Genomic DNA, 15,014 nt, shown 5'->3' with positions numbered 1-15,014 from the left:
AGATGATCAAACTGAACGCAACCCTGGACCAATTCCAAGCGGGCGCCATCGACAAGGCGAGCTATATCCGCACCATGTTCGAGGAACACCACGCCAAGCTGTTCGACTATTCCTCCTACCTGGCGCAGACCAACGTCAAGAAGATCGAGATCGAGGACGGCCGCGTGATCATGACCTCGCGCGACCGCGGCGTACGCATCGCCTGCAGCCCGGTGGACTTCCGCATCGCCCCGGTCGAGACGCTGAACTTCTTCGACTACGAAAAAGAAGAATCGACGATGATGGAGAACCTGGTCGCCGACGGCGACAACTTCTTCGACATCGGCGCCAACATCGGCTGGTACTCGATCAACATCGCCGCCTCGCGCCGCAAGACGCGGGTGTACGCCTTCGAGCCCATCCCGACCACGTATGCCTCGCTGAGCGTGAACCTGTCGCTCAACGCCACCGCCAACGTCAAGGCGCACAACTTCGGCCTGTCCAACCAGGCCGGCGAGTTCACCTACTACTACTACCCCGAGGGCTCGGGCAACGCCTCGGCCGTCAACCTGACCGGCCGCGAAGACATCGCCACCGCCCAGTGCAAGGTGCGCACGCTGGACGACTACACCGCCGAAACCGGCATCCGCGCCGACTTCATCAAATGCGACGTCGAAGGCGCCGAGCTGCTGGTGTTCCAGGGCGGCCGCGACACCATCGCCCGCGACAAGCCGGCCGTGCTGGCCGAGATCCTGCGCAAGTGGTCGGCCAAGTTCAACTACGATCCGAACGAGATCTTCACGCTGTTCCGCGGCCTGGGCTACCAGTCCTTCACCGCCCAGGGCGGCCGCCTGGTGCCGTTCGGCACGATGGACGAGCACACCGTGCCGAACAACTTCTTCTTCCTGCACCCTGAACGCCACGCGGAACTGATGCGCCGCTACGTGCAACCGGCTTAATTGAAAGAGTACGATGGAACCATCCGGCATCCTGCTGTCTATTTGCATCCCGACTTACAACCGCGCCGAGCTGCTGCGCGAAACCCTGGCGACGATCACCAGCCAGGCCGTGTTCTCGCAGGAAAACGAGATCGAGATCATCGTCTCGGACAATGCCTCGGCCGACCACACGACCGAGGTGGTGGCCGGCTTCCTGGCCGCCTTCCCGGGCAAGATACGCTACCACCGCCACCCGGTGACGATCTTGCCCGACCTGAATTTCGAGGCGGCGCTGAAGATGGCCAGCGGCAAGTTCCTCAAGCTGCACAACGATAACCTGGAAGTGCTGGACGGCACGCTGGCGGAAATCCTCAAGGTGATACGCGCCACCGCCGCCGAGCGTCCCATCATCGTCTTCACCAACGGCAACCAGAACCAGGGCAATCCGATCGAAGTGCTGACCAGCATGGACGAGTACGTCACGCGGATCTCCTTCTTCTCGACCTGGATGGGCGGCTTCGGCATCTGGCGCGAGGAATTCGAGGCGATGGACAACTTCGTCCGCTACCCCGAGCTCAAGCTGATCCACACCGACGTGCTGTTCCGCCTGCTGGCCAAGGGCAAGCGCGTGATCGCGCTGTTCGGCATCTACTTCACCGGCAAGCCGGTGCACAAGAAGGGCGGCTACAACATCGCCGAGGTGTTCGGCCGCAACTACCTGGGCCTGCTGCGCGAGTATGTCAGCGCGGGCATGCTCAGCGACGCCGTGTTCCAGCAGGAAAAGCGGCTGATCCTGACGCGCCACATCATCCCCTACTACTTCGACCACAACAACGCCTTCGACAAGACCGGCTTCTTCGAATACATGCAGGACTACCTGCACGACGATTACTTCTACGAAGCTCTGAAGGGCTTGCCGCACGACGTGCCGGCGCGGCCGGTGCCCGCTCCCGCCCCTGCACCCGCTCCGGCCGCGGCGCCCGAGCAGTCGCTGGAACAGCAGAAGCGCGCCTACTGGCGCGCGCTCAACCCGCACAACCAGACCGACCTGCTGATGTCGGCCGGCGCCTTCGACTTCGGCAAGGTATCGGTGGGCCGCATGACGTACGGCGAGCTCAACATCATGGCCTATGGCCGCGACGCCGAGCGCCTGAGCATCGGCAGCTTCGTCTCCATCGCCAGCGAAGTGAAGTTCATGCTGGGCGGGAACCACCCGTACGAAGGCGTGTCCACCTATCCGTTCCGGGTCAAGTATTTCGGCGAGGGGCTGGAATCGTCGACCAAGGGCGCGATCGTGGTGGGCGACGATGTGTGGATAGGCTACCAGACGCTGGTGATGTCGGGCGTGACCATCGGCCAGGGCGCGATCGTCGCGGCGGGCAGCGTGGTCACCAAGAACGTGGCGCCGTACACCATCGTCGGCGGCAATCCGGCCAGGTTCATCAAGCACCGCTTCGACCCGGCCATCGTCGAGAAGATGCAGCGCCTCGATTATTCCAGGGTCAGCGACGCCGCCATCCTGCAAAGCCGCGAGACGCTGTATGAAGCGCTGACGCTGGACAATGTGGACGCCATCATCGACCGGCTGATGGGCGTGGCCGGCTAAGTCAGAAGTAGGCCAGGTCCAGCACCACGCCGGCGCTGGCCAGCAGCGCCTGGCGGGCCTGGCGGGTCGCCATGTTCGGCGCCGGATGCTTGCGGTACAGCTGCAGCATCACTTCGACGATCTTGTCGTCCTGCGAATTACCGCGCCGCATATTCTCGGGCGCGGTGGCCTGGCTCTTGTGGATCACCACGCCGTCGGTGGCCAGGTGGTGCAGCTTGCGGCCGTGCATCGCGGCCAGCAGGAAATCCCAATCCTCGTACAAAATCAGATCGGCCTCGTTGCGCACGCCGGCCAGCACGTCGCGCCGGTAGGCCACGCAGCTGTTCGGTATGCGGTTGCGCACGTAGATGCTGTCGAAGCTGACGTCGGCGATCGAGATCGACTGCGTCGACAAGGCGGTCGGCGGATAGGCGGTGCGGTCTTCGTTTTGCACCTGGAAGTCGCAGAACAGCAGCTCCGGCTTGTCGCGCAGCAGGCGCGCTTTCAGCGCCGCCAGGTGGCCGGGCCGGTAGGTGTCATCATCGTCGAGGAACAGGATGTACTCGCCCTCGGCGAAGGCCAGCCCGAGGTTGCGGCTGGCGGCCGGGCCGTTCTTGCCGCTGCGCCGTATCACGTAGTCGAACCGGCCGTCGAGCTGGGTCAGCTCCTGGTAGGGCGGCAGGTAGCCGGCCGTGTCCGACACGATGATGACGTTGAAGTCCTGGCAGGTCTGGGCGATCAGCGATTCCAGCGTGCGCTTGAGCAGCAGCGGACGGTCGTGGGTGGCGATGATGATGGTGAACATGGCTCAGGCTCCGGTGGGCGTCATGCCGAGCAGGCGGCCCAGGATGGCGCGGAACAGGCGTTCGGCAATCTGCGCCATGCCCCAGTCCTTGGGATGGGCCTCGACGCCGCCGTGGGCATAGGTGGGCTGCACGCGGTCGAGGTTGTCGGGACTGCCGAACAGGTCGCCGATGTGGACATAGTGGGCGCCGTAGATCTCGCACACCTTCTCGATCACATAATCCTTGGGCGGCGATTGCCACCAGGTCGACACGCAGAACACGTTCGGGCTGGCGGCGCAGGCGGCGTGCACCAACAGCTGCAGGTTGTGGGCGAAGCTGTTGAGCTGCTCCTGGGTGCCGATGTTGTCGCCCAGCTGGATCACGATCAGCGGCGGCCGCCGCGCCAGCACGTCCTGCAGCGACTGCATGTGGCTGGCCGCGATCGCGGTGTCCGACTCGAAGGGATAGAAGTTGCGCACATAGGCCTGGGCCGGCGTCAGCCGCAGCAGCTGCAGCAGCTGGTGCGCATAGTCGTTGCCGGTCTGGCTGGCGGCCATGCCGTGGTTGTGCGGCCAGCCGATCTCGGCGCTGGGCGCATGCAGGGTCAGGCTGTTGCCGATGAAGGCGATCTTCAGATCTTGCTGCAGTTCGGGCAGCGCATGCAGCTCGAACTTGTTGTCGGCATAGTAGGGGATCATGGCTCGCGTATCGATTCGTCCATCGCCCGCGTCAGCGGATACAGCAGGTAGGACATCACGGTGCGGTGGCCCACCACCACTTCGGCCGACACCGTCATGCCCGGCAGCAGCTGGGCGCCGTCGGTCATCTTCTTCAGCTTGCCGGTGTAGGGAATGCGGCTCAGGTAGTAGGCGTCGAGGCCGCCGCCATTCTTGTCGGCCGCCTCGCGCTTGAAGGAATCCTGGCTGATGGTGCGCACTTTACCCTCCAGCATGCCGTGCTGCTGGAACGAGAAGGCGTCGACCTTGATGTGGGCTACCGCGCCCTGCTTGATGTAGCCGATGTCGAGCGAATCGATCTGCACTTCGGCCTCCAGCTGCGCGCCCAGCGGCACCAGCGTGAACAGCGGCTCGGCTTCGCGCACGATGGAACCCACCGACAGCTTGCCGATCTCCAGCACCACGCCGTCGGCCGGCGCCACCATGCGGATCGCCTTGGCGCGCTTGTCGGCCTTGGCCAGCTGCTCGTTGATGCCGTCGCGGTCGCGGGTGGCGCTCAGCAAGTCTTCCATGGCCTTCTGGCGCCAGCTCTTGTCGAAGGCCGAGCGCTCGGACTGCGCCGCGGCCAGCTCGCTGGCCATCTCGATCGCCTTGTTGCGCTGCAAGTCCATATCGCGCTCGACTTCGAGGCGGCGGTCGCGCGCTTCCAGCAGGTGCATCTTGGCGCCGAACTGCTCGGCCATCAGCTGCTCCTGCATGGCTTCCACTTCGCGCAGCGACTTGACGCGCTGGGCCAGGATGGACTGGTCGTGCTTGTTGGTTTCCAGGCCGTGCTGCAGGCGCGCGATGTTCTGGTCCATCTTGTTTTTCTGCGCTTCGAAGTTGGCCTTGCGCTCGGTCGACAGCTGGGCTTGCAGCAGCGCGTCCGGCGTCGAGCCGCTGCTCGTGACGGCGCCCGGCTGGCCGGCCAGCTCGGCGCGCAGGCCGGCGGCCTGGGTGTTCAGGCTGTTCAGGCGCACGCGCAGCTGCTGCTCGTCGGCGGTGGTGAAGGTCGGGTCCAGCGTGGCCAGCACCTGGCCTTTTTTCACCACCTGGCCGACGCGCACGTCGATGCTGGCGATGATGGACGTGTCCAGCGGCTGCACCACGATGTTGGGCAGCGGATTGACCAGGCGGCCGTGGGCCACGACGATCTTCTCCACCGGCGAGACGCTGGCCCAGATGATGAAGAAGGCGAACGCCCCCAGCAGCACGTGCAGCGTGATGCGCACGAAGCGCGGCAGCGGGCCGCGCTCGATGGCGTCTGCGTCGGGCAGAAACTCGATTTCGGTTTCGTCCTTGCGGCGGCGCTTGAAGCTTAGAGGTGACTTGTTTGCTGGTTCCATAAGTGCTGGTAAGTGTCGCTACGGGTGAGCAGTTCTTCGTGGCGGCCGGCATCCATCAGCCGGCCCTGTTGCATGACCATGATCTTGTCGGCGTTGACCAGCGTCGACAGGCGGTGCGAGATCATCACCACCGTGCGGCCCACCGCGATGCGCGACAGGTTGCTGATGAAGATGGCTTCCGATTCCGGGTCCAGCGCCGAGGCCGCTTCGTCCAGGATCAGGATGCGCGGCTTGGCCACCAAGGTGCGGGCGATCGACAGCCGCTGCTTCTGGCCGCCGGACAGGTTGGACGCGTTCTCTTCGAGCACGGTGTCGTAGCCCATCGGCAGGCGTTCGATGAATTCGTCGGCGCCGGCCGCGGCCGCCGCTTCGACCAGCTCTTCAAACGTGGCGTCCGGCTTGGTGACGGACAGGTTTTCGCGCACCGTGCCGCGGAACAGGAAGTTCTCCTGCAACACGACGCCGATCTGGCGCCGCAGGTGCGACAGCTCGATCTCGCGGGCATCGATGCCGTCGAAGCGGACGATGCCTTCCTGCACCGGGTACAGGCCCTGGATCAGTTTGGTCAGGGTGGTCTTGCCGGAGCCGGAGCGGCCGACGATGCCGACCACCGTGCCCGGCTCGATGGTGAAGCGGGCCTTGTCCAGCGCCATCGCCTGCGCGCCCGGGTAGCGGAAGGTGACGTCGTCGAAGCGGATCTCGCCCTGCAGGATAGGACGCAGGCCGTTGGCGCCGGCGCGGCCTTCGGGCGCGCGGTTCATCACCTCGCCCAGCATGCGCACCGACAGCGCGGTTTCCTGGTATTCGTTGACCAGGCCGACGATGGAGATCAGCGGCTGCGTGACGCGGCCGGACAGCATCTGGAAGGCGATCAGCGCGCCCACCGACAGCGTGCTGTCGAACACGTCGGCGGCGCCGACCACGATCAGCGTGACCGGCAGCAGCTTGCCGAGGAAATCGGTGACGGCGTTGCCGGCGATGGAAATCTGGCCGACGCGGAAGTGCATGGTGATGGCTTCGGCCGAGCGCTGGTCCCAGATGCGGCGCTGCGACGGCTCGATCGCCAGCGCCTTGACGGTACGCATGCCGTGGATGGTTTCCACCAGCATGCCCTGGCGCTGGCCCTCGGCCGAATACAGCGCGTTCAAGCGGCGCTGGAAGGTCGGCACCATGGCCATCACCACCGCCGCGATCATGCCGGCGAACAGCAGCACGATCATGGCCAGCTTGAACGAGTAACTGAACAGTATCGGCACGAACACCAGCAGCGCGATCAGGTCGAGCGCGGTGAAGAACAGGCGGCCGGTCAGGAAGCTGCGGATTTTTTCCAGCTGCTGCATGTGGCGCGTGACCACGCCGGCGCTGGTGGTTTCAAAAAAGTCGATCGGCAGCGACAGCAGGTGGCTGAACACGCGGCGCGTCAGGCGCATGTCGATCTTGTTGGAGGCGGCCAGCGTCAGCGTCTGGCGCAGGAAGCCGAAGGTGGCGTCGAACACCAGCGCGGCGACGATGCCCACCGCCAGCACCTGCAAGGTGGTGACGCTCTGGTGCGTCAGCACCTTGTCGATCACCAGCTGGAAGAAGATCGGCGAGGCCAGCGCCAGCAGCTGCATGGCGATGGCGGCGATGAAGATGTCGCGGAACGCCGATTTTTGTTTCAGGATTTCCGGGATGAACCAGCGCAGGCCGAACGGCTGGTTGGGGTCGTTCAACTTGTGCTGGCGTTTGATGAACAGCACGTCGCCGCCCCAGCGCTTTTCGAAGTCGGCGCGGCCGACCATGACCACGGCGGCATTGGCGTTGGCGGGGTTGAGCACGGCCACCTGGTCTTCGGCGCCGTTGTCACCCGGCTTGACGCCGACCGCGATCACCATATTGCCGTCGACCAGGCGCGCCATCAGCGGGAACACGCCGCCCTGCGCCATCAGGCGCGACCACGTCAGCTTGTCGGCCTTGGCCTTGAGGCCGATGTCCGAGGCGATGCGCAGCAAGGCCCCGGTGCCCGGTTCCTCGGCGCGCAGCGCGTAGTCGTCGATCAGTCGCTCGGGATTGATTTGCAGACCATGATGCTGCGCGATGGCAGTCAGACACTGGATCGCGGTGTGGGGGAATTTATCGTGCATAGGCCTGGTTAATGAAAAAAGCTTGCATTAGCGCACTATCGTGCCAGCCTTCGGATTCTAACCCAGTGGGGTACTTCCCGGAGCTTTTTGTGTTGTAGAAACACAGCCCGGTTTACCAACCTGTTCGGGGCATAAAAAAAAGCGGCAAGGCCCGCAGGCCTTGCCGCTCTTACTTCCGTTCAGGAAGCGGCTAGCTGAGTGCTTACTTGGTAGCCAGGAAGCCCTGGTGGTTGCCGCCCTGCAGCGCTTTGAGTCGCAGCGTTTCCTCGCTGGCAGCCTGGCTGGTCGTCGCGGTCAGCTTGTTGTCGTAGCTGCTGATCGCATCGGCCATCGCCGCCACCGCGGTGTTGACGCTGTTCGGCACTTCCAGCTTGGTCGCGCCGGTGGTCGCTGCCGCCGCCGCATCGAAGCTCGACATCGCCGAGGCCAGGCCGCTGACCGAGGAGGTCAGGCTGGTGGTCGCCGCGCCGGTCTGGAACCAGACGTCCGCTGCCGCGTGGCTGGCGCCGTCGGCGGTCTCGTAGGTCGAGGTGATGCCGACGATGTTGCCGTTGTTGAGCGAGGCGTTTTCCTTGGCGTCCAGGTTCAGCTTGGTGATGCCCAGATCCTTCAGCGACTTCAGCTCGTCGGCCTGGCTGACACCGTCGGCGTTGCCGTCGACCCAGACACGCAGGTCGGCGTAGGCGCTGTCCTTGGCGTCGATGACACCGTCGTGGTTGGTGTCGAGCTCAGCCAGTGCGCTGTAGCCGTTGGTCGCTTTCTGACCGTTGGCCAGCGTGGTGCCCGAACCGAACAACTCGCCGCCGTCGTTGATGACGCCGTCATGGTTGCGGTCCAGGGCCAGCAGGCCGTCGCCGCCGCCCACCCAGCCGGTGTTGACCTTGGTGCCGGTGGCATTCAGATCGAAGTTCACGCCAGCCGACAGGCCCAGGGTGTTGATGCCGTTGTTGTTCAGGTCCAGCACGATCGGCGTACCCAGTGGCGAAGGCAGCGCGGCGATCTGGTCGGTCGACAGGCCAGGCACCTGGGCGCTGGTGATCGAGCAGACTTGCTGCGTGGTCAGCGCGTGGATCTGGTCGGTCGTCAGGGCGCGGATCTGCGAAGTGCTCAGCGCGGCAATCGCGCCGGACTTCATGCCCACCAGGTCGGCCGTTTCGATGGCGGCGATCTGGTTGGTCGACAGGGCCTTGACCTGGTTCGAGCTCAGCACAGCAACCTGCTGGCTCGACAGCGCGACGATCTGGTCGGTCGTCAGCGCGGCCACCTGGGCGGTCTGCAGACCCGACAGCACCGAGGTGCGCAGCACGGTGATGTCTTCCGTGCCCAGCGCCGCGATGGCGTTGGTGGTCAGCGAGCTCAGTTGAGCCGAGCTCAGTACCGCGACCTGGGTCGTGGTCAGCGCCACGGCCTGGTCGGTGCTGAGCGCCGACGACAGGTTGGCGGTGCTCAGGGCGGCGATCTGGCCGGTGCTCAGTACCGAGATCTGGTCGGTGGTCAGTGCGGCGACCTGGGCCGAACGCAGGGTCGAGATGACCGAGGTTTTCAGCGCACCGATGTCGGCCGTTTCGATGGCGGCGATATCGTTGGTGGTCAGCGCGTTGACCTGTGCGGTGCTCAGCACGGCCAGCTGGCTGGACGTCAGCGCCACCACTTGATCCGTGGTCAGGCCGGAAGCCAGGTTGGCGGTGGTCATCGCGGCGAGCTGGGCGGTGCTCAGCGCGCCGATCTGGTCGGTCGTCAGGCCGGCCACCTGCTGCGTGCTCAGGGCGGCGATGACGGCGGTTTTCAGCGCGCCGATGTCGGCCGTTTCAATCGCGGCGACCTGGGTGCTGGTCATGGAACCGATCTGCAGGCTGGTCAGCGCGCCGATCTGTGCCGAACCCAGCGCGACGATCTGGTCGGTGGTCAGGGCCTTGGCCTGGCCGGTCGACAGTGCGCCGATGGCCGAGGTTTTCAGCGCGCCGATGTCGGCCGTTTCGATGGTGGCGACGTCCAGCGTGCTCAGGGCGGCCACTTGAGCCGAGCTCAGGGTGCCGATTTGCAGCGAGCTCAGCGCGACGACCTGGTCGGTGGTCAGGGCCTGGATGTTGGCCGTGGTGATGGCGGCGATCTGGCCGGTGGTCAGGTTGGACAGCTGGTCGGTGGTCAGCGCCGCCAGTTGGCCGGTCTTCAGCGCGGCGATGATAGCGGTTTTCAAGCCCACGATGTCGGCCGTTTCGATCGCGGCGATGTCGGTGGTCGACAGCGCGCCGAACTGGTTGGAGTTCAGGGCGCCGAACTGCACCGAGCTCATCGCGACGATCTGGTCGGTGGTCAGGCCCGAGGCCAGGTTGGCGGTGGTCATCGCGGCGAACTGCGCGGTGCTCATGGCGCCGATCTGGTCGGTGGTCAGCGCGGCGGTCTGCTGCGTGGTGAAGGCGGCGATGGCGGCGGTTTTCAGCGCGCCGATGTCGGCCGTTTCAATCGCGGCGATCTGGGTGCTGGTCATGGAACCGATCTGCAGGCTGGTCAGCGCGCCGATCTGGCCCGAACCCAGCGCAACGATCTGGTCGGTGGTCAGGGCCTTGGCCTGGCCGGTCGACAGTGCGCCGATGGCCGAGGTTTTCAGCGCGCCGATGTCGGCCGTTTCGATGGTGGCGATGTTCAGCGTGCTCAGGGCGGCCACTTGAGCCGAGCTCAGCGCGCCTACCTGTTGCGACGCCAGGGCGACGATCTGGTCGGTGGTCAGGGCCTGGATGTTGGCCGTGGTGATGGCGGCGATCTGGCCGGTGGTCAGGTTGGACAGCTGGTCGGTGGTCAGCGCCGCCAGTTGGCCGGTCTTCAGCGAAGCGATGATAGCGGTTTTCAGGCCCACGATATCGGCCGTTTCGATGGCGGCGATGTCCAGCGTCGACAGCGCGCCGAACTGGTTGGAGCTCAGGGCGCCGAACTGGGCCGAGCTCATCGCGACGATCTGGTCGGTGGTCAGACCCGAAGCCAGGTTGGCGGTGGTCATCGCGGCGAACTGGCCGGTGCTCAGGGCGGTGATCTGGTCGGTGGTCAGCGCGGCGGTCTGCTGCGTGCTCAGGGCGGCGATGACGGCGGTTTTCAGCGCGCCGATGTCGGCCGTTTCAATCGCGGCGACCTGGGTGCTGGTCATCGAGCCGATCTGCAGGCTGTTCAGCGCGCCGATCTGTGCCGAACCCAGCGCGACGATCTGGTCGGTGGTCAGGGCCTTGGCCTGGCCGGTCGACAGTGCGCCGATGGCCGAGGTTTTCAGCGCGCCGATGTCGGCCGTTTCGATGGTGGCGATGTTCAGCGTGCTCAGGGCGGCCACTTGAGCCGAGCTCAGCGCGCCTACCTGTTGCGACGACAGTGCGACGACCTGGTCGGTGGTCAGGGCCTGGATGTTGGCCGTGGTGATCGCGGCGATCTGCGCGGTGGTCAGGTTGGACAGCTGGTCGGTGGTCAGCGCCGCCAGTTGGCCGGTCTTCAGCGAAGCGATGATAGCGGTTTTCAAGCCCACGATATCGGCCGTTTCGATGGCGGCGATGTCGGTGGTCGACAGCGCGCCGAACTGGTTGGAGTTCAGGGCGCCGAACTGCGCCGAGCTCATCGCGACGATCTGGTCGGTGGTCAGACCCGAGGCCAGGTTGGCGGTGGTCATCGCGGCGAATTGCGCGGTGCTCAGCACGGTGATCTGGTCGGTGGTCAGCGCGGCGGTCTGCTGCGTGGTGAAGGCGGCGATGGCGGCGGTCTTCAGCGCGCCGAGGTCGGCCGTTTCAATCGCGGCGATCTGGGTGCTGCTCATCGCGCCGACCTGGGCGCTGGTGAGCGCGCCGATCTGGCCCGAGCCCAGTGCGACGATCTGGTCGGTGGTCAAGGCCTTGGCCTGGTTGGTCGACAGCGCGGCGATGGCGGCGGTTTTCAGCGAACCGATGTCGGCCGTTTCGATGGTGGCGATGTCCAGCGTGCTCATGGCCGCTACCTGGGCCGAGCTCAGCGCGCCGACTTGCAGCGACGACAGTGCGACGACCTGGTCGGTGGTCAGGGCCTGGATATTGGCCGTGGTGATCGCGGAAATCTGCGACGTGGTCAGGTTGGACAGCTGGTCGGTGGTCAGCGCCGCCAGTTGGCCGGTCTTCAGCGCGGCGATGATCGAGGTCTTCAGGCCCACGATGTCGGCCGTTTCGATGGCGGCGATGTCGGTGGTCGACAGCGCGCTGAATTGCGCGGTGTTGAGGGCGCCGAACTGGTTGGAGTTCATCGCGACGATCTGGTCGGTCGTCAAGCCCGAGGCCAGGTTGGCGGTGGTCATCGCGGCGAATTGCGCGGTGCCCAGGGCGGTGATCTGGTCGGTGGTCAGCGCGGCGGTCTGCTGCGTGGTGAAGGCGGCGATGGCGGCGGTTTTCAGCGCGCCGATGTCGGCCGTTTCAATCGCGGCGATCTGGGTGCTGCTCATCGCGCCGACCTGGGCGCTGGTGAGCGCGCCGATCTGGGCCGAACCCAGCGCGACGATCTGGTCGGTCGTCAAGGCCTTGGCCTGGCCGGTCGACAGGCCGGCGATGGCGGCGGTTTTCAGCGAACCGATGTCGGCCGTTTCGATGGTGGCGATGTCCAGCGTGCTCATGGCCGCGACCTGGGCCGAGCTCAGCGCGCCGACTTGCAGCGACGACAGCGCGACGACCTGGTCGGTGGTCAGGGCCTGGATATTGGCCGTGGTGATCGCGGAAATCTGCGCCGTGGTCAGGTTGGACAGCTGGTCGGTGGTCAGCGCCGCCAGTTGGCCGGTTTTCAGCGCGGCGATGATCGACGTCTTCAGGCCGATGATGTCGGCCGTTTCAATGGCGGCGATGTCGGTGGTCGACAGCGCGCTGAATTGCGCGGTGTTGAGGGCGCCGAACTGGTTCGAGCTCATCGCGACGATCTGGTCGGTGGTCAGGCCGGACGCCAGGTTGGCGGTGGTCATCGCGGCGAACTGCGCGGTGCCCATCACGGTGATCTGGTCGGTGGTCAGCGCGGCGGTCTGCTGCGTGGTGAAGGCGGCGATGGCGGCGGTTTTCAGCGCGCCGATATCGGCCGTTTCAATCGCGGCGATCTGGGTGCTGGTCATCGCGCCGACCTGGGTGCTGGTGAGCGCGCCGATCTGGCCCGAGCCCAGTGCGACGATCTGGTCGGTGGTCAGGGCCTTGGCCTGGTTGGTCGACAGCGCGGCGATGGCGGCGGTTTTCAGCGAACCGATGTCGGCCGTTTCGATGGTGGCGATGTCCAGCGTGCTCATGGCGGCGACCTGGGCCGAGCTCAGCGTGCCGATCTGCAGCGACGACAGCGCGACGACCTGGTCGGTGGTCAGGGCCTGGATGTTGGCCGTGGTGATCGCGGAAATCTGCGACGTGGTCAGGTTGGACAGCTGGTCGGTGGTCAGCGCCGCCAGTTGGCCGGTCTTCAGCGCGGCGATGATCGAGGTCTTCAGGCCGACGATGTCGGCCGTTTCGATGGCGGCGATGTCGGTGGTCGACAGCGCGCTGAACTGGGCGGTGTTGAAGGCGCCGAACTGGTTCGAGGTCATGGCCACGATCTGGTCGGTGGTCAGGCCGGACGCCAGGTTGGCGGTGGTCATCGCGGCGAACTGCGCGGTGCCCATGGCGCTGATCTGGTCGGTGGTCAGCGCGGCGGTCTGCTGCGTGGTGAAGGCGGCGACGGCGGCGGTCTTCAGCGCGCCGATGTCGGCCGTTTCAATCGCGGCGATCTGGGTGCTGCTCATCGCGGCGACCTGGGCGCTGGTCAGCGAACCGATCTGGGCCGAACCCAGCGCGACGATCTGGTCGGTGGTCAGGGCCTTGGCCTGGTTGACGCTCAGCGCGGCGATGGCGGCGGTTTTCAGCGCGCCGATGTCGGCCGTTTCGATGGTGGCGATGTCCAGCGTGCTCATGGCGGCCACTTGAGCCGAGCTCAGCGTGCCGACCTGTTGCGACGACAGTGCGACGACCTGGTCGGTGGTCAAGGCCTGGATATTGGCCGTGGTGATGGCGGCGATCTGCGCGGTGGTCAGGTTGGACAGCTGGTCGGTGGTCAGCGCCGCCAGTTGGCCGGTCTTCAGCGCGGCGATGATCGAGGTCTTCAGGCCGACGATGTCGGCCGTTTCGATGGCGGCGATGTCGGTGGTCGTCAGCGCGCCGAACTGGGCGGTGCTGAAGGCGCCGAACTGGTTCGAAGTCATCGCGACGATCTGGTCGGTGGTCAAGCCCGAGGTCAGGTTGGCCAGGGTCATCGCGGCGAATTGCGCGGTGCTCATCGCGCCGATCTGGTCGGTGGTCAGCGCGGCGGTCTGCTGCGTGGTGAAGGCGGCGATGGCGGCGGTCTTCAGCGAACCGATGTCGGCCGTTTCAATCGCGGCGATCTGGGTGCTGCTCATCGCGGCGACCTGGGCGCTGGTCAGCGAGCCGATCTGGGCCGAACCCAGCGCGACGATCTGGTCGGTGGTCAGGGCCTTGGCCTGGTTGACGCTCAGCGCGGCGATGGCGGAGGTTTTCAGCGAACCGATGTCGGCCGTTTCGATGGTGGCGATGTTCAGCGTGCTCATGGCGGCCACTTGGGCCGAGCTCAGCGTGCCGACTTGCTGCGACGACAGCGCGACCACCTGGTCGGTGGTCAGCGCCTGCATATTGGCGGTGCTGATCGATGCGATCTGGGCGGTGGTCAGGTTGGACAGCTGGTCGGTGGTCAGCGACGCCAGTTGCGCGGTCTTCAGCGAGGCGATGATGCTGGTCTTGATCGCGACCAGGTCGTTGGTCTCGATGGCGGCGACGGCGGTGGTGGTCAGCGCGCCGAACTGGTTGCTGCTCAGCAGCGACAGCTGGGCCGAGCTCATCGCGACGATCTGGTTGGTGGTCAGGCCGGACGCCAGGTCGGCGGTGCTCAGCGCGCTCACTTGCGCGGTGGTCAGGTTGGTGATCTGGTCGGTGGTCAGCGAGGTGAACTGCGCGGTGGTCAGCGCGGCGATCGCCGCCGTCTTCAGCGCGATCAGGTCGGCCGATTCCAGCGCCACGACGGCGTTGGTGCTCAAGCCCATGACCTGGGTGCTGGTCAGCGCGGCCGCCTGCGCGGTGGTCAGCGCGACGATCTGGTCGGTCGTGACGACCGACATCTGGGCGGTGGTGATGCCGGCGATGGTGGCGGTGCGCAGCGCGGCGAAGTCGGCCGTTTCCAGGGCGACGATGGACTCGGTCGCCAGCGCGTTGAACTGAGCCGAGCTCAGCACGCCTACCTGGTTCGACGTCAGCGCCACGATCTGGTCGGTGGTCAAGCCGTTCGACAATTGTTTGGTGGTCAGTGCGGTGATCTGCGAGGTCGTCAGCGCAGCGGTCTGATCCGTGGTCAGTGCCCGGGTCTGTGCCGAATTGAGCGCAACAATATCAGAAGTCGCGAGAGCAGCAATTGTTTGGGTCGACAGAGCTGCAATCTGGTCGGTACTCATGCTTGTTACGAGGCTCATTTCCATTCTCCTTGGGGCACTGCACAGTTCTAGACAGACAAATATCGGAGCCGGCAGGGACTTTTCCC

General features: G+C 65.5%; 7 protein-coding genes. 2 read left to right on the top strand and 5 right to left on the bottom strand.

Annotated elements, in window-relative coordinates:
• Positions 1 to 2 precede the first annotated feature (2 nt).
• Positions 3 to 938, top strand: coding sequence for an FkbM family methyltransferase (locus GEV01_RS27060; protein WP_152808962.1), 936 nt, complete (start codon positions 3 to 5; stop codon positions 936 to 938).
• 13 nt (positions 939 to 951) lie between these two features.
• Positions 952 to 2,523, top strand: coding sequence for a glycosyltransferase (locus GEV01_RS27055; protein WP_152808960.1), 1,572 nt, complete (start codon positions 952 to 954; stop codon positions 2,521 to 2,523).
• Position 2,524: 1 nt separating this feature from the next.
• On the opposite strand, the gene GEV01_RS27050 is transcribed toward GEV01_RS27055, so the two are convergent.
• The 5 genes from GEV01_RS27050 to GEV01_RS30875 form a co-directional block, all read right to left on the bottom strand.
• Complete coding sequence (locus tag GEV01_RS27050; RefSeq protein ID WP_152808958.1) at positions 2,525 to 3,307, bottom strand: glycosyltransferase family 2 protein; 783 nt, start codon at positions 3,305 to 3,307, stop codon at positions 2,525 to 2,527.
• Positions 3,308 to 3,310: 3 nt separating this feature from the next.
• On the bottom strand, positions 3,311 to 3,985 hold the full coding sequence (locus tag GEV01_RS27045) for an SGNH/GDSL hydrolase family protein (protein ID WP_152808956.1): 675 nt from the start codon (positions 3,983 to 3,985) through the stop codon (positions 3,311 to 3,313).
• Positions 3,982 to 5,349 carry an HlyD family type I secretion periplasmic adaptor subunit gene (locus GEV01_RS27040; protein WP_152808954.1) on the bottom strand — a complete coding sequence of 456 codons (1,368 nt, stop codon included), beginning with the start codon at positions 5,347 to 5,349 and terminating at the stop codon, positions 3,982 to 3,984. Before GEV01_RS27040 ends, GEV01_RS27045 begins: the two co-directional genes overlap by 4 nt.
• Entirely contained in the window at positions 5,322 to 7,472 is a 2,151-nt protein-coding gene (locus tag GEV01_RS27035; protein WP_152808952.1) for a peptidase domain-containing ABC transporter, read from the bottom strand. Before GEV01_RS27035 ends, GEV01_RS27040 begins: the two co-directional genes overlap by 28 nt.
• A gap of 202 nt (positions 7,473 to 7,674) precedes the next feature.
• Positions 7,675 to 14,952 carry a beta strand repeat-containing protein gene (locus GEV01_RS30875; protein WP_175023248.1) on the bottom strand — a complete coding sequence of 2,426 codons (7,278 nt, stop codon included), beginning with the start codon at positions 14,950 to 14,952 and terminating at the stop codon, positions 7,675 to 7,677.
• Positions 14,953 to 15,014 lie beyond the last annotated feature (62 nt).

The sequence above is a fragment of the Rugamonas rivuli genome, from assembly GCF_009380165.1.
Classification (GTDB): Bacteria; Pseudomonadota; Gammaproteobacteria; order Burkholderiales; family Burkholderiaceae_D; genus Rugamonas; species Rugamonas rivuli.
Note: the sequence above shows the minus strand (reverse complement) of the source record. Positions and strands in the feature narration are given on the sequence as shown.